This window comes from Flavobacteriales bacterium, assembly GCA_026129465.1.
In the GTDB taxonomy this organism is placed as follows: domain Bacteria; phylum Bacteroidota; class Bacteroidia; order Flavobacteriales_F; family PHOS-HE28; genus PHOS-HE28.
On sequence record JAHCIA010000001.1, the window covers coordinates 2,508,300 to 2,531,703 of the forward strand.

At 62.7% G+C, this 23,404-nt stretch carries 15 protein-coding genes; 13 read left to right on the forward strand and 2 right to left on the reverse strand.

Going from position 1 to position 23,404, the window contains the following annotated elements:
- The first annotated feature begins 7 nt into the window (after nucleotides 1-7).
- From KIT10_10760 to KIT10_10820, 13 genes are all read left to right on the forward strand, one after another.
- Entirely contained in the window at nucleotides 8-3,400 is a 3,393-nt protein-coding gene (locus KIT10_10760) for a hypothetical protein (GenBank protein MCW5899741.1), read from the forward strand.
- A 5-nt stretch (nucleotides 3,401-3,405) separates the two neighbouring features.
- Nucleotides 3,406-3,843, forward strand: a complete 438-nt coding sequence (locus KIT10_10765) for an ATP-binding protein (protein ID MCW5899742.1) — start codon at nucleotides 3,406-3,408, stop codon at nucleotides 3,841-3,843.
- A gap of 10 nt (nucleotides 3,844-3,853) precedes the next feature.
- Nucleotides 3,854-4,273 carry an rRNA maturation RNase YbeY gene (gene ybeY, locus KIT10_10770; protein ID MCW5899743.1) on the forward strand — a complete coding sequence of 140 codons (420 nt, stop codon included), beginning with the start codon at nucleotides 3,854-3,856 and terminating at the stop codon, nucleotides 4,271-4,273.
- Nucleotides 4,274-4,332: 59 nt separating this feature from the next.
- Complete coding sequence (locus KIT10_10775; protein MCW5899744.1) at nucleotides 4,333-5,238, forward strand: mechanosensitive ion channel family protein; 906 nt, start codon at nucleotides 4,333-4,335, stop codon at nucleotides 5,236-5,238.
- Between the two features lie 8 nt (nucleotides 5,239-5,246).
- Nucleotides 5,247-7,055, forward strand: coding sequence for a histidine kinase (locus KIT10_10780; GenBank protein MCW5899745.1), 1,809 nt, complete (start codon nucleotides 5,247-5,249; stop codon nucleotides 7,053-7,055).
- A 32-nt stretch (nucleotides 7,056-7,087) separates the two neighbouring features.
- Nucleotides 7,088-7,831: a response regulator transcription factor gene (locus KIT10_10785; GenBank protein ID MCW5899746.1), complete on the forward strand. Its 744-nt coding sequence runs from the start codon at nucleotides 7,088-7,090 to the stop codon at nucleotides 7,829-7,831.
- Between the two features lie 89 nt (nucleotides 7,832-7,920).
- A complete protein-coding gene (locus KIT10_10790) occupies nucleotides 7,921-9,537 on the forward strand; it encodes a T9SS type A sorting domain-containing protein (GenBank protein ID MCW5899747.1) in 1,617 nt (538 codons plus the stop codon).
- 153 nt (nucleotides 9,538-9,690) lie between these two features.
- A complete protein-coding gene (locus KIT10_10795) occupies nucleotides 9,691-13,161 on the forward strand; it encodes a tail fiber domain-containing protein (GenBank protein MCW5899748.1) in 3,471 nt (1,156 codons plus the stop codon).
- 98 nt (nucleotides 13,162-13,259) lie between these two features.
- Complete coding sequence (locus KIT10_10800; GenBank protein ID MCW5899749.1) at nucleotides 13,260-15,266, forward strand: IBR domain-containing protein; 2,007 nt, start codon at nucleotides 13,260-13,262, stop codon at nucleotides 15,264-15,266.
- Nucleotides 15,267-15,390: 124 nt separating this feature from the next.
- Nucleotides 15,391-17,283: a tRNA uridine-5-carboxymethylaminomethyl(34) synthesis enzyme MnmG gene (gene mnmG / locus KIT10_10805; protein ID MCW5899750.1), complete on the forward strand. Its 1,893-nt coding sequence runs from the start codon at nucleotides 15,391-15,393 to the stop codon at nucleotides 17,281-17,283.
- Between the two features lie 22 nt (nucleotides 17,284-17,305).
- Nucleotides 17,306-18,199 carry a class I SAM-dependent methyltransferase gene (locus tag KIT10_10810; GenBank protein ID MCW5899751.1) on the forward strand — a complete coding sequence of 298 codons (894 nt, stop codon included), beginning with the start codon at nucleotides 17,306-17,308 and terminating at the stop codon, nucleotides 18,197-18,199.
- A 272-nt stretch (nucleotides 18,200-18,471) separates the two neighbouring features.
- The gene (locus KIT10_10815; protein ID MCW5899752.1) at nucleotides 18,472-20,031 is read left to right on the forward strand and encodes an aldehyde dehydrogenase family protein; all 1,560 of its coding nucleotides are present in this window, start codon (nucleotides 18,472-18,474) and stop codon (nucleotides 20,029-20,031) included.
- A 77-nt stretch (nucleotides 20,032-20,108) separates the two neighbouring features.
- Nucleotides 20,109-21,353 carry a TlpA family protein disulfide reductase gene (locus tag KIT10_10820; GenBank protein ID MCW5899753.1) on the forward strand — a complete coding sequence of 415 codons (1,245 nt, stop codon included), beginning with the start codon at nucleotides 20,109-20,111 and terminating at the stop codon, nucleotides 21,351-21,353.
- A gap of 11 nt (nucleotides 21,354-21,364) precedes the next feature.
- On the opposite strand, the gene KIT10_10825 is transcribed toward KIT10_10820, so the two are convergent.
- Nucleotides 21,365-22,378, reverse strand: a complete 1,014-nt coding sequence (locus KIT10_10825) for a M28 family peptidase (protein ID MCW5899754.1) — start codon at nucleotides 22,376-22,378, stop codon at nucleotides 21,365-21,367.
- 518 nt (nucleotides 22,379-22,896) lie between these two features.
- Nucleotides 22,897-23,334, reverse strand: a complete 438-nt coding sequence (gene rpiB, locus KIT10_10830) for a ribose 5-phosphate isomerase B (GenBank protein MCW5899755.1) — start codon at nucleotides 23,332-23,334, stop codon at nucleotides 22,897-22,899.
- Nucleotides 23,335-23,404 lie beyond the last annotated feature (70 nt).

A 23,404-nucleotide genomic window follows, 5' to 3' on the forward strand; every position in this document is an offset into this window, starting at 1 on the left:
CAAGGACATGTCGCACCAGGACTACGACCACCTGATCGCGAAGCTCGACGCGTTCATCCGGAAGTTCTATAAGGACCGGGTGATCCGCGGCGCGCTCTACGCCACCGGCGCGTTGGTGCTCATTTTCCTGGCCGTGGCGCTCCTGGAGCATCTGGGCCGATTCGGCACCGGTGCGCGCACCCTGCTGTTCTGGGGAGCCCTCGCGCTCATGGGCCTGATCGTGGCGCGCCACATCGCCATCCCGCTGCTCAAACTCTTCCGCCTCGGGGAGACCATCTCGCACGAGAAAGCCGCCAGCATCATCGGCGATCATTTCGGCGAGGTGAAGGACAAGCTGCTCAACACCCTGCAGTTGCGCGGCATGGGCGGGGACGATCCGCAGCAGCGCGCCCTCGTTGAAGCGGCCATCGCGCAACGCGGACGCGAGCTCGGTCCCATCCCCTTCACCAACGCCATAGACCTGCGGCGGAACCGGCGCTACCTGCGCTACGCCCTGCCGCCACTCGCCATCCTGTTCATCCTGCTGGTGGCGGCCCCTACCATCATCACCGGCCCCACGCAACGCCTCATCCGCCACGGCAGCGAGTTCGTGCCCGAAGCACCCTTCCGCTTCGTGATCCTGAACGACGAACTGCAAGTGCCCGAGCAACAGGATTTCGAACTGCTGGTGGAATTGCGCGGCGATGTTGTGCCCCAGCAGGTGGACATCGACATCGCCGGCCGGCGCATCCCCCTGGTGAAGAAGGACGCCACACGCTTCATGCACCGCTTCCGCAACGTGCAGCAGGCCATCGATTTCCAACTCGCCGCCGAGGGCTTCCACAGCGCCACGCACACCCTGGGAACCATCCCCCACCCCATGCTGCTCGACCTGCGCATGGAACTGGACTACCCCGCCTACCTGGGCCGCGCCAATGAAACGATCGCCAACACCGGCGACGTGGTGGTGCCCGCCGGCACGCGCATCACCTGGCAAGTGCAGGCCCGCAGCGCGGACAGACTGGAGTTCCAATTCGACGACAGCACGCTCACCCTGCTGCCCGTGGCCAAGGCGCCTGGTGCCGACGTGTTCAGCACCACACGCCGCTTTCTCCAAGGCCACACCTACCGCATGGCGCCGCGCCACGGCGACCGGCCCGGCGATGAACCCATGCGCCACCGTGTGGAAGTGGTACCGGACCTGCATCCTTCCATCCGGGTGGAAACGCGCACGGACAGCACCGCCCTGAAGCGCCTCTTCTACCGCGGCGAGATCGGCGATGACCATGGCTTGAAACGCCTCGTGTTCCACTACCGCTTCGTGGAGGGCGGCGACAGCCTGCCACCCGAAATGCGCCAGTCCAGCAACGAACTGCGGATCGACCCGCGCAGCACGCGGCAGGAGTTCTTCCACAGTTGGGACCTTTACGGGCTCCCGCTGTCGCCCGGCGATCGCATCGAACATTGGTTCGAGGTGTGGGACAACGACGGCGTGAACGGCAGCAAGAGCGCGCGCAGCAGCACGCAGGTCTTCGCCGCGCCCAGCCTCAAGGAGTTGGAAAAGCAATTGGACCAGGACAGCGAGGCTGTCAAGAGCGGCCTGAAGGAGAGCATCCAGGAGGCCCAGACGCTCCAACGCGACCTGGACCGGCTCCGCCGCGAAATGCTCGACAAGAAGGAACTCAACTGGCAGGACCGGCAGAAGCTGGAGAACATCCTGCAACGCCAGGACGACCTGCGCCAAAGCATCGAGCGGAGCAACGAGCAATTGCGCCAAAGCCATCAGCGGCAGCAGGAGTTCCGCCCCATGGATGAGCGCCTGATGGAGAAGCAGCAGCAGTTGCAGGAACTCTTCGAGAACATCCTCACCGAGGAGATGAAGGAGCTCTACCGCCAGGTGCAGGAGCTGATGGAAAAACTGGACAAGGACCAGCTGCAGGAGCAGATGAAGGACCTGAAGCTGAGCCAGGAGGACGTGGAGAAGGAGTTGGACCGCGCGCTGGAGATCTTCAAGCGCATGGAAGTGGAGCAGAAGGCGGAGGACATCGCCCAACAGCTCCGTGATCTTTCCAAGAAGCAGGAGGATTTGAGCGACGAGACCCGCAAAGGCGACACCTCCGCCGAGGAGTTGAAAGAGAAGCAGGAGGCCCTCAACGAAGCTTTCCAGGAATTGCGCGAGAGCATCCAGGACCTGCAAGAGAAGAACCAGGCGCTGGAGAAGCCCATGGACCTGCCCGACACCGGCGCCATGGAGGAGGAGATCGGCAAGGACCAGAAGCAAAGCAGCGACCAGCTGGACAAGAAGCAGAACCAGAAGGCCAGTGGGGCACAGAAGGACGCCGCCGACAAAATGGACCAACTGGCCCACAGCCTGGAGAGCGCGGTGAGCGACAGCGCGCAGGAACAACAGGAGGAGGACATGGACGCGTTGCGCCAGCTGCTGGAGAACATCCTGCACCTGAGCTTCGAGCAGGAGTCCCTCATGGGCCAGGTGGCCACCACCACCGTGCGCGATCCGAGGCTGGTGGAGCAGGGCCGCAAGCAGCGCAAACTGCGCGACGATGCCAAGGTGGTGGAGGACTCCCTCTTCGCGCTCAGCAAGCGCGTGCCGCAGTTGCAGAGCATCGTGAACCGCGAGATGAACGCGGTGAACGACAACATGGACGAGGCCACGCAATTCCTCGGCGAGGCGCGCGCCAACGACCGCTACAAGCCCATGGCCGCGGACCGGCAGCAGCATGCCATGACCAGCCTGAACAACCTGGCGCTGCTGCTGGACGAGGCCCTGCAACAGATGATGCAGGACAACCAGCAGAGCGGCAAGGCCGGCGAGTGCGACAAACCCGGCAACAAGCCCGGCAAGCCGGGCGCTAAACCCGGCATGGGCAAGATGAAGAGCCAGCAGGAGGCGTTGCAGAAGCAATTGGAGGAGATGCGCAAGGCCATGGAGAAGGGACCGAAGCCGGGGCAGCAGAAGCCCGGTGGCATGGGCATGGGGCAGCAGTTGGCGCAACTCGCCGCGCAGCAGGCCGCCATCCGCCAGGAGATGCAGCGCCTGGCGCAGGAAATGAACAAGGACGGCAGCGGCGCGGGCAACGAACTGAACAAGCTCGCCGAAAAGATGGAGCAACAGGAGCGCGACATTGTGAACCGCAACATCACTCCCGAGACCATGCGCCGACAGCAGGACATCATGACACGACTGTTGGAGCACGAGAAGGCCGAACGCGAGCGTGAACTGGACCAGAAGCGCACCAGCAACGAGGGCATCGACCAGCCTCCCGCCGACCCGGCCAGGTACTTCGAGCACATGCGGCGGAAGGCCCGCGAAGCCGAGTTGCTGCGCACCGTGCCCCCGGGGTTGAAGCCCTATTACCGCGACCGCGTCAATGCCTATTTCGGTACATTTGACCGGCCCTGAAGCACATGGCGAACCTCACCGAAGAACTCGAGTTCACCCGCCGCATCGACTTCCCCGCGAAGGCCGAGAACATCGCGCTGGCGGAGAAGCTCATCGATGAAGCCTGCGCGGCCGTGCAGGTGCACGAAAGCCGGTATGGCAACATCCTCATCGCGCTCACCGAGGCGGTGAACAACGCCATCCACCACGGCAACCGGTTGGACCCGAACAGGTCCGTGGGCCTTGGTTACCGCGTGCATGACGGCCAGCTCGTCTTCGTGGTACAGGACCAGGGACCGGGCTTCGACCACGAGCACCTCCCCGACCCCACCGACCCGGAGAACCTGGAGAAGCCGCATGGCCGCGGGGTCTTTCTCATGCGCGCCCTGGCCGATCGGGTGGAGTTCAGCGACAACGGCGCCACGGTGGCCATGTCCTTCCAGTTGACCCCCGCGCAGGAATGATGTCCCGGCCATGGACGTGATCACGTTCAAGGCGATCGATGTACAAGACCCTGTCCGGGACAAGCGGAAGCTGCGCCACTGGTTGCATGCCGTGGCACGCGACCATGGTCATCGCATCCAGGAACTCAACTATGTGCTCATGGACGATGAGGCCCTGCTGGGCTACAATCGCCTCTACCTCGGCCATGATGAGTACACGGATGTGATCACCTTCGACGGCAACGTCGGCGGCGGCATCACCGGCGACGTGCTCATGAGCGTGGACCGCATCCGCGAGAACGCGAAGGGTTTCGGCGTGTCATTGCAGGATGAATTGCGGCGCGTGATGGTGCATGGCCTGTTGCACCTCCTGGGCCATGGTGACCGCACCAGGGCCGACAAGGCGGCGATGCGCGCCACCGAGGATCGCTACCTGGCGCGCCTGCGTTGATCGACGCCATCCATTCGGCCGCCAGGACTTACTTTCATCCTGACGACGGACCCCATGCCATGATCGAAGCCAAGAAGGCCCTGGACCTCATTCGTGACAAGCTCATCGCCTGGATGGAGAGCTTGATCGTGATGCTGCCCAACATCGTGTCAGCGGTGCTGATCGTGCTGATCTCCTGGCTTGCCGCCAGACTGCTTCTGAAGGCCGCTGCACCGCTGGCTTCCCGGGTGGTTACGAGCACCACGCTCCGCCGGCTCATGGGCTATGTCCTCTTCCTCGCCGTGATGTTCGTGGGCGTGTTCGCGGCCCTCAGTGTGTTGCACCTGGACAAGACCGTGACCTCCCTGCTCGCGGGCGCTGGCATCCTGGGTCTCGCCTTCAGCCTGGCCTTCCAGGACCTGGCCAGCAATTTCATCGCCGGCGTGGTGATCGCCACACAGCATCCCATCCGTTTGGGCGATCTGGTGGAGACCGCCGGGCAGTACGGCACGATCGAGCGCATCAATCTGCGCACCACCGAGGTCCGCAGTCTGCAGGGGGTGCAGACCATCGTGCCCAACAAGGAGATCTTCCAGAACGTGCTGATCAACTACACGCGCAACGGCACACGCCGGGTGGATCTGGTGACGCGTGTGCGGCTTGACGCCGACCTGCAACTTGTGGAACGCGTCGTCACTGAAGCCGTGCGGAACCTGGACGGGGTACTGTCCGACCAGGAGGTGGTGGTGTTCTTCCAGGAATTCGCCGAAAGTTCGGTCGTCTTTGAGGTGCGCTTCTGGATCACCTCCACGAGCAACCGGCATTTCCACACTGTTCGAAGCGCCGCGATCAAGGCCATCCAGGCCGCTCTCAACAAGGCTGGCATCGTCATTCCCGCCCCCATTCGAACGCTGGACCTCGGCGGCCGGGGCGGCGAGAAGGCCGACACCGTGTTGGGGGAGCGCACGGTGGGCGGCGCATCCTGACCCCCGCCATGCCCTCCATCCGCACAACGGTGGCCACCCGGCACTTGGCGGTCATCCTGGTCATCGCGTGCCTCGTCACCTGGTGCCGGGCGCAGGACGGTCTGGAAAGGTTGCGCGCACTGGGTGATGTGGGCGACCACCGTGGCGTGATCGTGCTGGCCGATTCCTTGCTTGGCACCCTTCCCCAGGGCGACCACGAACAGCGGCTGGCGATCCAACTGCTACGGTCCATGGGCCATTACCGCACCCAGGACGAGACCGGAGCCATGGCCGCGGCGCAACTCGCGCATGGTCATGCGCGCGCCATCGCCGACACCATGGGCATGGTACGCGCCCTGCGCATCATCTCCGAATTGATGTTCGACGGCAACCGGTTCGAGGATGCGCTGCGTGTGGAGCGCGAGATCTTCGTGTATGCGCGATCGCTGCCCGACGAGTCCTTCCTGATCAAGAGCTACAACAACCTGGCGAACCGTTTCCTCATGCTGGAGCAACGCGACTCGGCGGAATACTATTACCGCGAGGGTCTTCGTCGCGTGAAGGAGGACGACGTCTACGGCAGGGCCATGCTCAGGACGAACATCGCGAAGCTGCTGTCCGAGCGGGGCGACCATGACGCCGCCATCAGCATGATGCGCGAAGCGGCGGAGGCCATGGGGTCGCTCGGCCACGAGAAACTCTACAAGGCGCTCAATCATCTGGCCTATGTGTACCACAACGCCGGCCGGCACCGCGAAGCGATCGCCTCCTTCGAGGAAAGCGAGCGGCTCAACGCGCTGGGTGAGCGCGACATCTTCGTCACCATGGAGAACCTGGGCTTCACGGCGGAGAGCCATGCGGCACTGGGCGAATACAAGGACGCGTACGCCGCGATGATCGAATTGGAGGAGCTGCTCCATGAGTTCTACACGCGTACGGCCAACGAGGAGTTGCTCGAGCTGGAGAAACGGTATGAGGCCAAACTGAAGGAGGAGGAGATCGAGCGGCTGGATGCCGAGAACAGCGAACAGGCCGCGCGTCTGCGTGCCCGCAGCCAGATGCTTTACGGCAGTCTCGGCCTGGTCCTCCTTGTGCTGGTGGCGGCATTCCTGCTCTGGCGCAACCTGCGGCAGAAGCGGCGCCATGCCTCTGTGCTTGAGGGACTCAACACCGAACTGAGGGACCAGAAGGAGCGCATCGAGGAGATCAACCGATTGCTCCAACTGAAGGTGTTGCGCACCCAGATGAACCCGCACTTCATCTACAACTGTCTCAACGCCATCAACAACCTGGTGCGCAAGGGCGACCATGCGGGCGCCTCCAGCTACCTGGATGGTTTCGCGCGCCTGTTGCGCATGGTGCTGGACCACAGCGTGAAGGACCGCGTGCCCATCAGCCAGGAGCTCGACTTCCTGCGCCAGTACCTGAAGCTGGAATCGCTGCGTTTCGAGGAGGGGCTGCGCTATGATGTGGACGCCGACCGCGATCTGCTCGACGATGACGTGGACGTGCCCGCCCTGCTGGTGCAGCCTTTTGTGGAGAACGCGGTATGGCACGGGCTGGCCGCCAAGGAGGGCGAAAAGCGGCTGAGCGTGCGCTTCCAAGAGAATGGCGATGGGCTGCGTTGCATTGTGGAGGACAACGGCGTGGGCCGCCGGGCCGCACCGAAACGAAGCCACAGCGATGGCAGTCCAAGCATGGGCCTGCAACTCACCAACGAAAGACTGCAACTGCTCGCCTACAAGCTGGAGGCCAGCGGACGGCACATCCTGTTCGAGGACCTGCAAGCGCCGGACGGCACCGCCGCCGGCACGCGGGTGGAGTTGTTGCTGGTGTGACCCGGCCAACGGCTTCCGTGTAACTTCCGGCCATGATCGGTGCGCTGGTGGTGGATGACGAGGCCGTGGCCCGGGAGAATCTGATCGCCCGCCTGGCCGAAGTGGCGCCCGAGGTGACGGTGCTGGCCGAAGCGCACAACGCGCCGTCGGCCATGCCGTTGATCGAGGCGTTGCGGCCCGCGCTGGTGTTCCTGGACGTGGAGATGCCCGGCGGAGATGGATTCTCGCTGCTGAAGAACCTGGGGCATTGGGATTTCGACGTGGTTTTCACCACCGGCTTCCAGCGCTACGCCATCCAGGCCATCCGCTTCAGTGCGCTGGACTACCTGCTGAAGCCCGTGCAAGCGGACGAGTTGCGCGCCGCGATCAGCAGGCACAAGGCCCGGCATCCGGACCCCGATCTGGATGGGCGGCACCGGGCGGCCGTTCTGGCCAACCTCAACGAGGACCACGAGAGCCGCATGAAGCTCACGCTTCGCCATGGCAACGGTCTACACTTCATCAGCCCCCAGGATATCGGTTTCTGCCGCGCGGAGGACAACTACACCGAGCTGCACCTCGCCGATGGCCGCCGCTTCTTGGTGGCCCGCACGCTGAAGGAGTACGAGGACATGCTCGGCGACCTGGGCTTCATCCGCGTGCATCGCAGCTACCTGGTGAACCGGCAGGCCATCGACCGCATCACCACCGATGGTTTCCTCGAGGTGCGAGGCGGCCACCGCGTGGAGATCAGCCGCCGCCGCAAGGAGGAGGTGTTGAAGCTGCTGCGGGCCTGACCGCTTGCTCGGTCTCCACTCCGTTCGCTCGATGTTCTCAACACTCCTGGGTCGTGGTGCGGTACTTCGTCCGAACCAAGCCCTTGGCCATGCGAACCCTGCTGCTTCCGACGCTCCTTTTCGCCTCGTTTACGTTACACGCGCAATGGACCGGCGACCCAGCGGCACCATATGCTGTTTGCGACGCGCCCTTCTCCCAGAACATCGTTCAGGCCAGGGCCGATGGTGCTGGCGGCACATACGTCTTCTGGACCGACCAGCGCAATGGCCGCCGCGAGATCTGGGCGCAACGCGTGAACGCTGACGGCATCGCGCTTTGGGAGCCCAATGGGCAGCAACTGCTGGCCCTGCCCGGTGGGCGCCACGTGAGCAACTACTACGCGGCGAGTTCAGCGAACGGTGACATCTTCATCGCATATGTGCAATCGCCCGGGCTGGCCGCAGGTGATACGGTGCGCTTCGCGCGCTTCGATGTGAATGGCGCGAGTCTGATCGAACCTCATCCCTTGGTCGGCGGAAGAACGAACCAGCCCGTCAACTCCGGCTACGCCTGCAACACCACCGCGGTTCTCGTGCGCCCGGACGGTTCGGCATTCGTCTCCTGGGTCGGCGAAGGCCGCAGACTGGGTGTGGTGGCAGCGGATGGTTCGGTACCACAGGCGTACGATGGGGTGCTCGCGTTGCCCACGAATGGCCTGGCGCCGCACAAATTGGTGCCTGACGGATCCGGCGGGGTGATCCTGGCCACGATGTACATGAATGCCAACACCCCGGCAAGCCTGCAGCGCTTCAACTTCCAGCTTGAGGCGCAATGGCCGAACACGCTGGTCCTTCCGCCGCAGCCGGGACACAATGTGAATTCGTTCGGCCTGGAGTCGATGGGCGCCGATGGGTTCTTCGTTTCGTGGATGGCCGCAGCGGGGGAACCGGGCGACCTGTATGTGGCGCGCTTCGGCGTGGATGGCACCCCGGCATGGCCAGAGGTACAGAAACACGTTTGCTCCGGAGCACTGGCGTTGCACGACCATCAAATGACCCTGCGGGGCGATCACCTCTTCGTGGTCTGGAAGAAACAAGCCGTGACCTCACGCCTGTACGCGCAGAAGCTCACCCCGAATGGCGACCTGCTCTGGCCCGCTGAGGGAGCGTTGGTGGAGCCGATCACCACCGGCGTGGGGACCCTGCGCATCGTGGGTATGTCCGATGGTGGCGCCATGGTCACCACCAACGGCAACACCTATGTGGCCCATCGGCTGTCCGCATCGGGCCAGGTGCAATGGGCCCAGGCGGTACACGTGGCACAAGGCTCCTTCAAACCGGAAACGAACTGGTACGACCTGCTGCCCATGGATGACAACGGCGCCGTATCGTTCTGGCACAACTGGGGCAATGATGTATTCGGCGCGCGTGTGTTGCCTTCGGGAGCGTTGGCGGGTCCCGTGGGCGTTGAAGAGCACGGGCGATCGAGGCCCTTGACGGCCTGGCCGGTTCCCGCCGAGGGCGTGTTGTATCTGCGACTTCCGGATGCGCAAAAGCCGACGTCGGTCACCATTCACGGCTCGGATGGAAGGCTGGTCCCGGTGCCTTTCGCCCATGCACAGGATGATCTGCTGCATTTGGACCTGCGGGAGCTTGCTCCCGGCGTCTACCTCGCACAAGTGCTCGTGCATGCGCAGCGCTTCCATGCCCGCTTCGTGAAGGAGTGACGCTTTGCCGGCCGCGAGGCCCATCCTGCTCGCACAAATTCCGATCGCCCATCGCCGCTGTTGTTGCCGCTGGATCGACCGTTCACTCGGAGAACCCGCCGCTTGCTCGGCTTCCCGCTCTCCCCTTTCCGCAGGTCCGAGATTCGTATGGCCATGCGCCACATACACCTCATTCCCCTTCTTCCCGCACTGTTCGCCACTGTTGGCGCCCTGGCGCAGAACGTGGGCATCAGTGTGGATGGTGCCGCGCCACACCCCAGCGCACTGCTGGATGTGGACGCCGCGGCGCTACCCGCCAACGGCAAGCGCGGCCTGTTGATCCCGCGCGTCAGCAATGCCGAAATGAACGCCATCATGTTGCCCGCCACCGGACTGCTCGTGTTCAACACCACGGCCAACGGCTTCTGGTGGTACGACGGTACCGCATGGGTGCCGCTTGCCGCACCCTTGACCGGTTGGAGCATCCTGGGCAATGCCGGCACCGTGGACGGCACCCACTTCCTGGGCACCACCGACAATGTGCCCCTGACCATCCGGACCAATAATGTGGCGCGCACACGCATCACCACACGCGGGCAGATCGAGGTGCTCAACACGGGGCGTTCCGTGTATGTGGGCCAGCATGCGGGTGCCAATGATGATCCGGCCAATGGACGCAACACCTTCGTGGGCGACAGTGCCGGACATGCCAATACCACGGGCTACCGGAATGTGTTCGTGGGCGAGAACGCTGGTCGTGCGACCACCACGGGATGGGTGAATACGGCGTTGGGTGCGGAAGCCGGGCGGAACAACACCACGGGCGCGGGCAACGTGTTCGTGGGCAGAAGCGCCGGGCGCAGCAACACTTCCGGACAGACCAACACGTATGTGGGCTACAACGCGGGCCACAACAGCACGACCCCCTGGTACAACACGTTCCTCGGTTCCTACGCCGGCGAACTCAACACCACGGGCGGGGAGAACACCTACATGGGTACCAGTGCGGGCCGATCGAATATCACAGGCGTGCAGAACACCATGGTCGGTCTCAATGCGGGCTTCAACGCCACCGCCAACTCCAACAGCTTCATGGGCGCCTATGCCGGGGAGAACACCACTTCGGGGGCCGCGAACACCTTCGTGGGCCGCATGGCGGGGCGGGCGAACATCACGGGCCAGGAGAACACCTTGGTGGGCATGAACGCAGGGTTGGTGCTCAACTCCAATTGGAACGTCATGGTGGGTGCCCATGCCGGGGAGAACACCACCACCGGCTCGCAGAACACCTTCGTGGGTACAAGCGCGGGTACCAGCAACACCACTGGTGAGCATAATACGTTCATTGGCATCAGCGCTGGCCGGGACAATACCGCCGGAGCGTGGAACGTCTTCCTCGGTTCCGCATCAGGTCTGAGCAATACCACCGGCGAGGGTAACGTGTTCATTGGCCGCAGGGCTGGCCAGCTGAATTCCACAGGAGGAGTGAACACCTACATCGGATTCGCGGCCGGCACCAACGCCACCACCCCGTTCTACAACACCTTCGTGGGTTCCTATGCCGGAGAGAATACCACCACGGGCGGAAGCAACACCTTCGTGGGCACCAGCGCCGGCCGTGGCAACACCACCGGCTTCGAGAACACCATCGTGGGCTTGAATGCGGGCTTCAACGCCACCACCGCTCAGAATAACACGATCGTGGGCGCATATGCCGGGGAAAACACCACGACCGGGGGCAACAACACATTTTTGGGCCGTATGGCGGGTAGAATGAACACCACGGGCGCGTTCAACACCATGCTGGGCGTCCAGGCCGGCTTCAGCAACACCACCGGGCCCGGCAACGTCTTCGTCGGTCACTTAGCTGGTCTCAGCAATACCACCGGGGCCTTCAACATCTTGATCGGCGCGAACACCGGGCGGAGCAACACCACCGGTTCCTACAACACCATGTTGGGAACTCAGGCGGGATACAACGCCACCACTGCCGGATCGAACACCTTCATCGGTACCAGCAGCGGAGAGAACACCACCACCGGCGGGGAGAACACCTTCGTGGGCAGCAATGCGGGCCGGGCCAACACCACAGGGACGAACAGCACCATGTTGGGGATGAATGCCGGACTCAGCGCCACCACGGCAACCGGCAATGCGTTCTTAGGGCACTCGGCCGGGCAGAACACCACCACCGGTTCGGGCAACACTTACCTGGGGCTGAACGCCGGACGGGCCAACACCACGGGGGGCTCCAACACCATGGTGGGCATCAACACCGGCCTCAATGCCACCACCGCCATCTACAACACCTTCGTGGGCGCCTTCAGCGGGGAGAGTGTCACCTCCGGTGCGGAGAACACCTTCGTCGGCACCAGCGCGGGGCGCAGCAACACCACCGGCGCGATCAACACGATGGTGGGGATCAACGCCGGATTCAACGCCACCACGGCGCTGTACAATGTGATCGTGGGCGGCTATGCCGGCATGGCCACCACCACGGGCTCGGAGAACACCTTTGTGGGCACCAGTGCCGGCCGAACGAACACCACGGGTGTCCGAAACACCTATGTGGGCATGAACGCGGGCTTCTTCAGCACCAACGCGGCCGACAATACCCACTTGGGCGCCTATGCCGGGGAGAACAGCACCACGGGTGCGCAGAACACCTATGTGGGCTCCAGCGCCGGCCGCAACACCACTACGGGTACACGCAACGTGGCCCTGGGTCGTGAGGCCTTGACCACCTGCACCAATGCGGCGGACAACACCGCGATAGGCTACCGTGCGCTGTGGTCCAGTACCACGGCCACGCGCAATACGGCCGTGGGGTCCAACGCATTGGCGGCCGCCACCGCAGGCGAGAATGCCGCAGTGGGCTGGCTGGCGCTTACCGCCAATACCACGGGCGGCTGGAACACCGCTTCCGGGCCGGAAGCCATGGCGCTGAACACGGATGGCTTCGCCAACACGGCCGTGGGGCGACGTGCGCTTTACAACAATGTCACCGGCAGCAGCAATACGGCCGTTGGCAGAGGAGCGGGCACCAACGCGCCGGACCTCATCGGCACCATTGCCCTGGGCAACAACGCCACGGCCACGATCAACAACCGCGCAGTGATCGGCACCGTGGCCAACAACAACCTCACCGGGGGCTTCGGCGCCTGGCAGAACCTGAGCGACGCCAGGTTCAAGCGCGACATCCGGGAGAACGTGCCTGGGCTTGATCTCATCATGCGTCTTCGGCCCGTGACCTATCACCTCGACGCACATGGCATCGACCGTTTCCTGGGTGTTTCGGAGCAGATGACGGAGGTCGATGGTGAAGCTGCCGCGGTGCAATACCGTCGTCGGCTGGAAGAGGTGGCCGCTGAACCGCAGACCGGGTTCATCGCCCAAGAGGTGGAAGCCGCCCTTCAGGCCATTGGCTTTGAATTCGATGGTGTGCATCGGCCGGTGAATGAGCGCGACCACTACACCCTGGGCTACGCCGCATTCGTGGTGCCCCTGGTCAAGGCCGTGCAGGAACAACAGGCCATGATCGAGGAGTTGCGCGCCCGCAACACGGTGCTGGAAGGCGCCCTGGAGGAGCAGCGCACTTCCATCGACCTGCTGTTGCGGCAGCTGGGTGTGCAGGCCGCACGCTGACGGCTTGGCCCGAGGCCCCCTCGCATTGCCCGCTTGCGGCCACTTCATCCCGCTGGATCGCGTCATATCGATAGCCCAGGTGCTATCTTCCATGACGCATGGCTCGTGCGATCACATCCATCCTTCTCGCATTCATCCCCTGGCTGCTCCATGGTCAACTGGTGATCTGGGCCGAGGAATTCGAGAATGGATGCACCCAGGGATGCTACGCCAACACCTACAGCGGTTTGAATGGCGCCTGGACCGTGACCACCCCGACCGCGAACGGCCCCTGCCCCAATCGCTGGTTCATCAGCTGTGCGGAGAATGGCAACCCTGCCGGCACCTGCGGATCGGGTTGTGGCAACAATGAGACGCTGCACATCGCCAACAGCCTGCCAGCTACTTGTGGGTCGCCGAATGCCTGCGCCTTTTGCCCCACCGGCGATTGCGGCGCGGCCTACGATGCCGGCTGCCCGCCCATTATTTGCTCCTTCTGCACGGCCATCTGCGGCAACTGCAACAGCACCCTCACGGACCAACGCGCCGAGAGCCCCGTCATCGATCTGAGCGCACATATGAACGTCACACTCTCCTTCAAGTACATGGAAGGTGGCCAGACCACGCTGGACAACGCCACAGTGTGGTATTATGACGGCGCCATATGGTCCCTCCTGGCGGACATGCCCAAGACCCCGGTGGTGGCCGCTTGCGCTGGCCAGGGACAATGGACCAACTACAGCGTGGCGCTGCCCGCCTCCGCCAATGGCAACCCCGGCGTGCGCGTCGGCTTCCGCTGGGTGAACAACAACGACGGCAGCGGATCGGACCCGAGCGTGGCGATCGATGACGTGCAACTCACCATACCCTATGTGCCCACGGGTACGGGGCTCATCGTGAATGAGCTCAGCAATGGCCCGAGCGGCACAAGGGAATACATCGAACTACTCGTGGTGGGCGACCCCTGCACCACGGTGGATATCCGTGGCGTGATCGTGGATGACAACAACGGCTCCACCCACAATGGATTCGGCACCACCATGGTGAACAGCGGCGTGACCCAGGGACACCTGCGTTTCAGCAACGCCGCGCAATGGGCCGCGGTGCCCACCGGGTCGTTGATCGTGATCTACAACAACGCCGACCCCAACGTACTGTTGCCACCGGACGACCCCGCCGACGCGGCGCCCCAGGACAGCGTTTACATCCTGCCGGCCAATCACGCGTTGCTGCAAGGTTGCTCCTCGCTTCCGAACGCGACCATCACAGGCGGCTATACGCCTTGCGCCTACGGAGCGGGCAACTGGAACCTGATGATGGGATTCAGGAACACCGGGGATGCCGGCCAAACGCGCGATGCCCTGGGCCGCTATTTCCATGGCAGCAGCTATGGCAGCAACGCCAACAACATGAACCCGGGTGGCTTGGACGCCTTGCGCATCAGCACACTGGACCACACCGGCCGGGTGCTCTATTTCAACGCGGGCGATTTCCGCACAGCGGGCAATTTCACCAGTGCCCTGGTGGCGGGGAATGAAACACCCGGCGCCCCGAACAACTTGGCCAACGCCGCCTATCGGCTGGGACTGCTCTGTCCCTTGTTGCCCATGGAGTTGATCTCCTTCGAAGTGCGCAACGATGGTCCTGCGGTGCTATTGGACTGGGCCACGGCCAGCGAGACGAATACCGCCTCATTCGTGGTTGAGCGAAGCGCGGACCTGGAACTATGGACGCCCATACTGCAGCGCCCGGCGGCCGGTACCAGCTTCTCCACCATCCAATACCTCGCCCATGACCCGGCACCCTTAAAGGGTCTCTCCTACTACCGATTGAGGCAGATCGACCTGGATGGTGCCTGGTCCTTCGGACCCGTGCGGAGCATCTGGCGGGAAGGGGAACCGAACCTGATGGTGCTGGCGCAGGAGGGTGGGGTCTGGCTCGTGGAGCATGGTTGTCACAAGGAGGGCGTCTGGTCGTTGCGCGATGTGCTTGGCCGACTGTTGGCGCAAGGTCGCGTGGGGTCGACCCCCTCCCGGGTAGAAGCGCCGGGGAATGGGCACTATCTGCTCTCTGTGCAATGCGGCGGACGGTTGGAGACGATCAGGCTATTCGCCGGGTTCCACTGAACCGATGTACCTGCCGGAAGCGTGCGCCATCCCCTCCCGATCAAAGGGGCGGTCCCCTCCTACCTTTGCCCGACCATGCGGGTATCCATTATATTCAACTCGCTGATGGTCATAATGTTAAAGGATGTCCGGGCTTGGTCGATATGATGTGATCGTGGTGGGTGCGGGCCATGCGGGCTGTGAGGCCGCCATGGCAGCCGGCCAACTCGGCTCCAAGGTGCTCCTGATCACCATGAACATGGGGGTCATCGGCCAGATGAGCTGCAACCCTGCGATGGGTGGTGTAGGCAAGGGTCAGATCGTTCGGGAGATCGATGCGCTGGGCGGCCTGTCAGGCATCGTCAGCGACCGAAGCGCGGTGCAATTCCGCATGTTGAATCGAAGCAAGGGTCCCGCGATGTGGAGTCCTCGCACCCAGAACGACCGCAACCTCTTCGCCTCCACCTGGCGCCACTTCCTGGAGCAGAACCCGAATGTCCATTTCTGGCAGGATGCGGTCACGGGCCTTGTGGTGGAGGCGGGCCGGGCAACAGGGGTGCGCACCGCATCGGGCAAGACCATTGTAGCGCACGCCGTGGTACTGACCAACGGCACCTTCATGAATGGTGTGATGCACATCGGCGAGCGTCAGATCGGCGGTGGGCGGGCCGGTGAAAAAGCCAGTCATGGCATCACGGAACAATTGGTGGACCTGGGATTCGCTGCTGGTCGCATGAAAACGGGCACACCACCGCGCGTGGACGGCCGCAGCATTGACTACGGCCTGCTCGAACAGCAACCTGGCGATGAGGTCCCCGGCACCTTCAGCTATCTGCCCGGTCATTCGCTCATCGCCCAGAAAAAGCGCGAGCAACTACCCTGCTGGATCACTTATACCAGCCCGGAGGTGCATGACATCCTGCGCACGGGCTTCGATCGCAGCCCCATGTTCACGGGCCGCATCCAAGGGGTCGGTCCGCGCTATTGTCCCAGCATCGAAGACAAGATCGACCGCTTCGCCGACAAGGAGCGTCACCAGATCTTCGTGGAGCCCGAGGGCTGGGACACCGTGGAGACCTACATCAATGGTTTCAGCACCAGCCTGCCCGAGGATGTGCAAGTGGCGGCTCTGCAGAGGATCCCCGGCTTTGCCCATGCCCGGATGTTCAGGCCCGGCTATGCCGTGGAGTACGATTATTTCCCGCCGACCCAACTCGAACACACGCTGGAAACCAAACTCGTGGAGAGCCTCTATTTCGCCGGACAGATCAATGGAACCACCGGCTATGAGGAGGCCGCCTGCCAGGGACTCGTGGCCGGCATCAACGCCCACTTGAGCATCCGCGGATCCGCGCCCTTTGTGCTGCGCAGAGATGAGGCCTACATCGGCGTGCTGATCGACGACCTGATCACCAAGGGCACCGAGGAGCCCTACCGCATGTTCACCAGCAGAGCCGAATACCGGATCCTTCTTCGCCAGGACAATGCGGATCTGCGCTTGACCGCGAGAGGGCATACCGTTGGGCTGGCCAGTGACCAACGTCTGCGCCGCATGGAAAAGAAAGCCAATCACACCCAGGAGTTGTCTGCGCTGATCCGTTCCGAAAGCGTGGAGCCTGAGGATGCCGATCGGGTACTCGTTCCACGTGGAACACCCCCCCTCAAACAGAAGGCGAAGCTGTATGATCTGCTACTCCGACCCCAAATGACCTACGCCGATATCGCGGTCCTGAGCCCGGCCGTTAAGGAGCGATCCACAGCTTGTGGCGACCTGCGCGAAGAGGTGGAGGAGCAGGTGGGGATCAACGCCAAATATGAGGGCTACCTGGACAAGGAACGCGAGCTGGCCGAGAAGCTTGGCAGGTTGGAGGGAGTGCCGCTTGATGCCGACATGGACTACAACAAACTGACCTCCCTTTCCTTCGAGGCGCGTCAGAAACTCACCTCCATCCGCCCCCGATCCCTGGGACAAGCCTCACGTATCAGCGGCGTCTCACCGGCCGACCTGGGGGTGCTATTGGTCTATCTCGGACGATGATCGTTCCACGTGGAACCCTGCCTTGGAAACGCTGACCCACTGCCCTCTTTGCAACTCTGCCGGCCTTGCGGAAGCCATGCTCGTGCGTGATCACTTCCTCACCGGTCAGGTCTTTTCCCTGGTCGATTGCTCCAACTGTGGGTTCAGGACCACATCCCCCAGGCCCTCCCAGGATCGAATTGGCGCCTACTACAAGAGCGACGGATACATTTCCCACACCGGACGGAGGTCCAGCTTTCAAGACCGTATCTACCATCAACTACGCCGATGGGCCATCAGCCGCAAGTCGGGTCTTGTCAGGAGATACCAGCCGAACGGACACGTGCTGGACATCGGCTGCGGCACGGGCGAATTTCTCGCTCACTTGCGGGGTAGGGGCTACAACGTCCAAGGCGTGGAACCCGACCCCGGTGCCCGGGCAAAAGCCATGTCCGACCATGCCCTTCCGGTCGTTCCCTCATGGGGTCAACTCACGCACAAAGAGCACTATCAGGTCATCACGCTCTGGCATGTTCTGGAGCACCTGCCCGATCCGCGCGCGACCTTCAAGCAACTTTACGCCCTTATGGCCGACCGTGGTCTGCTTGTGATCGCAGTACCCGACCGTGAGAGCTGGGATGCGAGTCATTATGGCCCTTGGTGGGCCGCTTGGGATGTGCCGAGGCACCTTTCGCATTTTCGACGCCAGGATATCCACAAGCTGATCCGCGAGCACGGGTTCGAGCTGGTCGCCACCAAGCCCATGTGGTTGGATGCATGCTACATCGCACTATTGAGTGAGGGGTACAAGGGGAAGAGGGGACCATGGGCCTGGAGCCTTGCCATGCTCATGGGCGCTTGGTCCAACATCATGTCCGTCGTCACCAATAGGCCCACCTCGAGCATTTTATACATCGCCAGAAAGGCCGAACCCTGAAAAGCCCGCTTTTTCGGCCTCCTTTGCATCCTCCATGGTCTTCTGGTACAATAACCCTCGCGCAGAATTTTGATCGCGTAAACTCGGAGTTCATTCATTTGGCCGGTAATCCGCTCATTATCAAGGGCATACGCTCATCGCCGGGGTCCCGGTGCACCAGGATGGCCCCGACCAACTCCCGATCCGACCCTTCTACATTTGCCCGCCCAACTTCGGACCATTGACCGATCGCCCGACCCCATCCGAAGCCCGAACCAAGTACAACCCATCAAATGAGTACGACCACCGCCACCAGAAACCGCCTCGCAGAAACCTTGCGCGTACTGGGTATCGCCGACAAGAACAGTGGTGTGCTCGTGGGGTCGAATGTGCTACAAGGGGCCGGCGGCGACTTGACCTCTTCGTCACCGGTAGATGGCGCGCAGATCGCCCGGGTGGGCACTGCGACACGCGCCGAATACGACTCCGCCGTGTCGTCCGCAGAGAAGGCCTTCCACGAATGGCGCAGGTGGCCGGCCCCAAAACGTGGTGAGGTCGTGCGTCAAGTGGGCGAGGCGTTGCGCACTTACAAGGCCGAGCTCGGCCGCCTGGTGAGCTACGAGATGGGCAAGAGCTATCAGGAAGGATTGGGCGAAGTGCAGGAAATGATCGACATCTGCGACTTCGCCGTGGGTCTTTCCCGGCAACTTCACGGGCTTACCATGCATAGTGAGCGACCGGACCACCGCATGTATGAACAATGGCATCCACTCGGCGTGGTGGGCGTGATCTCCGCGTTCAATTTTCCGGTGGCCGTATGGAGCTGGAACGCTTCGCTGGCCTGGGTTTGTGGTGATGCGGTCATCTGGAAGCCAAGCGAGAAAACACCGTTGTGTTCCATCGCCTGCCAGCACATCGTGAATGAGGTGTTCACGCGCAACGGGGTTCCGGAAGGTGTGAGTTGTGTGGTGAACGGCGCGCGCGAGGTGGGCGAGTGGATGGCCGGCGATCCCCGCATACCCCTGGTGAGCGCCACGGGCAGCACACGCATGGGCAAGTCGGTGGGTGCCGCGGTGGGTGCGCGGCTAGGGCGTGCCCTGCTCGAACTCGGCGGCAACAACGCGATCATCATCAGCGACAAGGCCGACCTGGACATGTCATTGATCGGCTGTGTATTCGGCGCGGTGGGCACCGCCGGCCAGCGATGCACCAGCACGCGCAGATTGATCATACACGACAAGGTGTACGACACGTTCCGCGACAAGCTTGTGAAGGCCTATGCCCAGCTCCGTATCGGCGATCCGCTGGATGAGAAGAACCACGTGGGACCGTTGATCGACCGCGATGCGGTGGGCCAGTATCTGAAGGCGCTGGAAGCGGCGAATGCGCAGGGAGGAAGCATCCTGGTAGAGGGCGGTGTGCTGGAGGGCGCCGGGTATGAGAGCGGGTGCTACGTGCGACCCGCCATTGTTGAGGCGAACGCTGACATGCCCATTGTGCAGGAAGAGACCTTCGCACCCATCCTGTACTTGTTGCGGTACAGCGGCGACGTCCAACAGGCGATCGACATCCAGAACGGTGTGAAGCAGGGGCTCAGCAGCGCCATCATGACATTGGACCTGCGCGAAGCGGAACGATTCCTGGGCGCCGCGGGCAGTGATTGCGGCATCGCCAATGTGAACATCGGCACCAGTGGCGCAGAGATCGGCGGTGCATTCGGCGGTGAGAAGGAAACCGGGGGTGGGCGCGAAAGTGGCAGTGATGCCTGGAAGATCTACATGCGCCGTCAGACCAACACGATCAACCACGGCACCAAGCTCCCGCTGGCACAAGGCATCAAGTTCGATCTCTGAGGGGTCCGTTGCGATCGCCATTTGCGGGGATCTCTGTCCTGACCACACCTGTCGAGGCGCCTATATTCGCCGCGCCCATGAGGGACCTCTCATTCCCATTCGCCATCCTGTTGTTGTTCTCCAGCGCCTGCGGCGGGGGGGGCTCCCAGGAGGATGAGCGGGTCCCGAAACAAGGACCCTGGCGGCTGGAGCTCGATCTCAATGGCCCCAGATTGCCCTTCCTGCTGGACATCCGGCGCGATGAGGGGACCTGGTCCATGCATGTACTCAACGGCGATGAGTCCATCCCTGTGGATGATGTGGAACTGGATGGGGATTCGATCACCATCCGCATGCCCCTCTTCGATTCCGAGTTCCGCGGAAAAATGCTTTCCGACGACCGGATGGAGGGGTATTGGCACAACCACTTGAAGGGTCCCGACTACCGCATCCCCTTTACCGCCGTGGCCGGGCATCGCGAACGTTTCGAGGGCGGCGGAAGTTCGGGCCCGTCCGTTTCGGGCCAGTGGGAGGTGCGCTTCAATCCCAACGCCCCGGAAGGTTATCCGGCCATCGGTCTTTTCCAGGATGGTCCGGATGGACGCATCACGGGCACCTTCCTGACCGAAACAGGGGACTACCGGTTCCTGGAGGGCGTGGTGTTGGGGGACAGCCTGATGCTTTCCTGCTTCGATGGCACCCATGCCTTCCTGTTCAAGGCCGCCATCCTGGGCGACAGTCTCTCCGGCCGATTCTGGAGCGGCACACATTGGCAGGAGCCGTGGCAGGCGCGCAGGAATCCGGACTTCCGCTTGCGAGACCCGGACTCGCTCACCTTCCTGCGCGAAGGCTACGACATGGTGGATTTCCGCTTTCCCGACCTGGAGGGGAGGCCTGTTTCACCGAACGATGCGAACTACAAGGGGAAGGTCCTGCTGATCCAGATCATGGGCAGTTGGTGTCCGAACTGCGTGGACGAGACCCGCCTGCTGAACGAGTTCTGGGAGCGCTATCACGAAAAGGGCCTGGAGGTCATCTCCGTGGCGTTCGAGAAATATGAGGACACGGAACGCGCCCTGGATGGATTGCGTCGCTTCCGCGAAGTGCTGGATGTGAGGTATCCCATCCTCTATGCGGGCCGATCCTCGAAAGCGATGGCGAGCGAAAAGCTGCCCTTCCTCAACCATGTGATGAGCTATCCCACCTGCATCATGGTGGACCGCCAGGGCAAAGTGCGCCGTATCAGGACCGGCTACTACGGCCCGGGCACCGGACAGCACTTCGTCAACTACAAGCGCAGCCTTTCCGTGTTCGTGGAACGCCTGCTCGAAGAACCCGCCTGAGAGCGACGCCCTCAGGGTCTGTCCACCGCGATGCGCTCCTCGCGATTGGCCAGTTCCCAGGCCGTATGGAAGACCAGCAGTGCGCGCTGCTGAAGCAGGTCGAACTTGATCTTGTCCAACGTATCGCCGGGGCCGTGGTAGTCCTCGTGCACCCCGCTGAAATAGAAGATGGCCGGCACGCCCTTGCGTGCGAAATTGTAATGGTCGCTGCGGTAATAGAAGCGATTCGGGTCGTCTTCCGCATTGAAGGTGTAGTCCAGCACAAGGCCCACATGTGCTTCGTTCGCCGCTTCATTGACGGCATGCAAAGCCGTGCTCAACCGGTCGCTTCCGATGATGTACACGTAGGGCGGTGATGCCGCGTGTGCGCTGTCCACACGCCCGATCATGTCGATGTTGAGGTTGGCCACCGTGTTCGCCAATGGGAACACCGGACGCTCGCTGTAGTACTGGCTGCCCAGCAGGCCCTTCTCTTCGGCGCTTACGGGCATCACCAGTACACTGCGGCGCGGTCCATGTCCTGCGGCTTTGGCGGCCGCGAAGGCCTTGGCGATGGCCATGATGGCCACGGTGCCGCTGCCGTCATCGTCGGCGCCATTGTACACCTCGCCATCCTCCACGCCGATGTGATCATAATGCGCGGTGAGCACGATCAGCTCGTCCTTCTTGTCACTTCCCTCGATATAGCCCAGCACGTTCTCACTCACCACCGTTTCGCGCTGGGAACGATGCTTCAAATCCAGCTCGACCGCCAGACGCTTGCCGGGCTTCCTCGCGAAAGCCTTGTTCACATCGCTGGCACCGATCAGGCTTCCCAGGGCTTGTCGCTCCACCAGTATGGTCTGTGTCCCACCACGCGCGGGCTCTCCACCCGCATCGATGGCCAGTCGCATCCGCTCACCGCCCACATAGTGGCCCATGCGCTCCACCAGCATGTCCATTCTGGATGTGGCGATCAGCAGAACGTCGGCGCCCAAATTGTTCGCCGCTTCCGATCGTCCGCGCATCCATCCCAGAAAAGCCATCAGGTTCTCGGGCCCCTTGTCTTCAATGAGCAGCACGGATCCCTTTGCGACCTTGGCCTTGGCCAATTGCGACCCATCACCATGCACCTGCAGTTCACGCACACGTCGGTCACTTGCCAACGTGGCATTGAAATAGAACAACTCCTTCAAGAACGTGAGTTCATGACCGCGACCTGCCAAGCTGATGGGGCCGGGTCTTTCCACCACCAGATCGAAAGGCTGATAGTAACCTTCCACAATGGATCCCGCATCAGCCGATGGCACCGGTGGGATGCCGACGGCAATGAAATGGTCGCGGATATAGGCCGCCGCCATCTTCTGGCCACGCTTGCCGGTGTCGCGGCCTTCATACTCGTCACTGGCCAACACGCCCAGGTCACGCTCCAGGTCCTCCAGGGTGATCAGCTTGGCGAAGCGCGCCGCTGGGCTCTCCACTTGGGCCTGCACGGTTCCAAGCAGGACCACATGCACCAGTACCGACCGGCGCAGTACGCGTAGCAACTCGGCCATCATGTCCATCATGCTCCCTTGGTTTCGATCTTCTCCACGCGCCGCTGATGGCGGCCTCCTTCAAAGCTGGCCGCAAGAAACGCTTCCACAATGGCTTGGCCTTCCTGCGGGGTGATGAATCGTGCCGGGAGCGCCAGTACGTTGGCATTGTTGTGCTGTCGGGCCAAGGCCGCCACATCAGGCCGCCAAGCCAAGGCCGAACGCACACCGGGCGTCTTGTTCGCCGTGATGTTCACCCCGTTGCCACTGCCACAGACCACGATCCCCAGGTCGGCCCCTCCCGCACTCACCTCCTGCGCCACCAATCGGGCGAAATCCGGATAATCCACACTGTCCTCCGACATGGTCCCCCTGTCGTCCACGGTATGCCCACACCGCCCCAAGTGGTCGATGATGGCCTGTTTCAAGCCGAATCCGGCATGGTCCCCTCCGATGGCGATGCGCATGGTCCTGGTCCTTCGTTGTCCGCGAAGATACCGGTGCCGCTGCAAGGGGGTCGTTTGTGCACGATCGCAT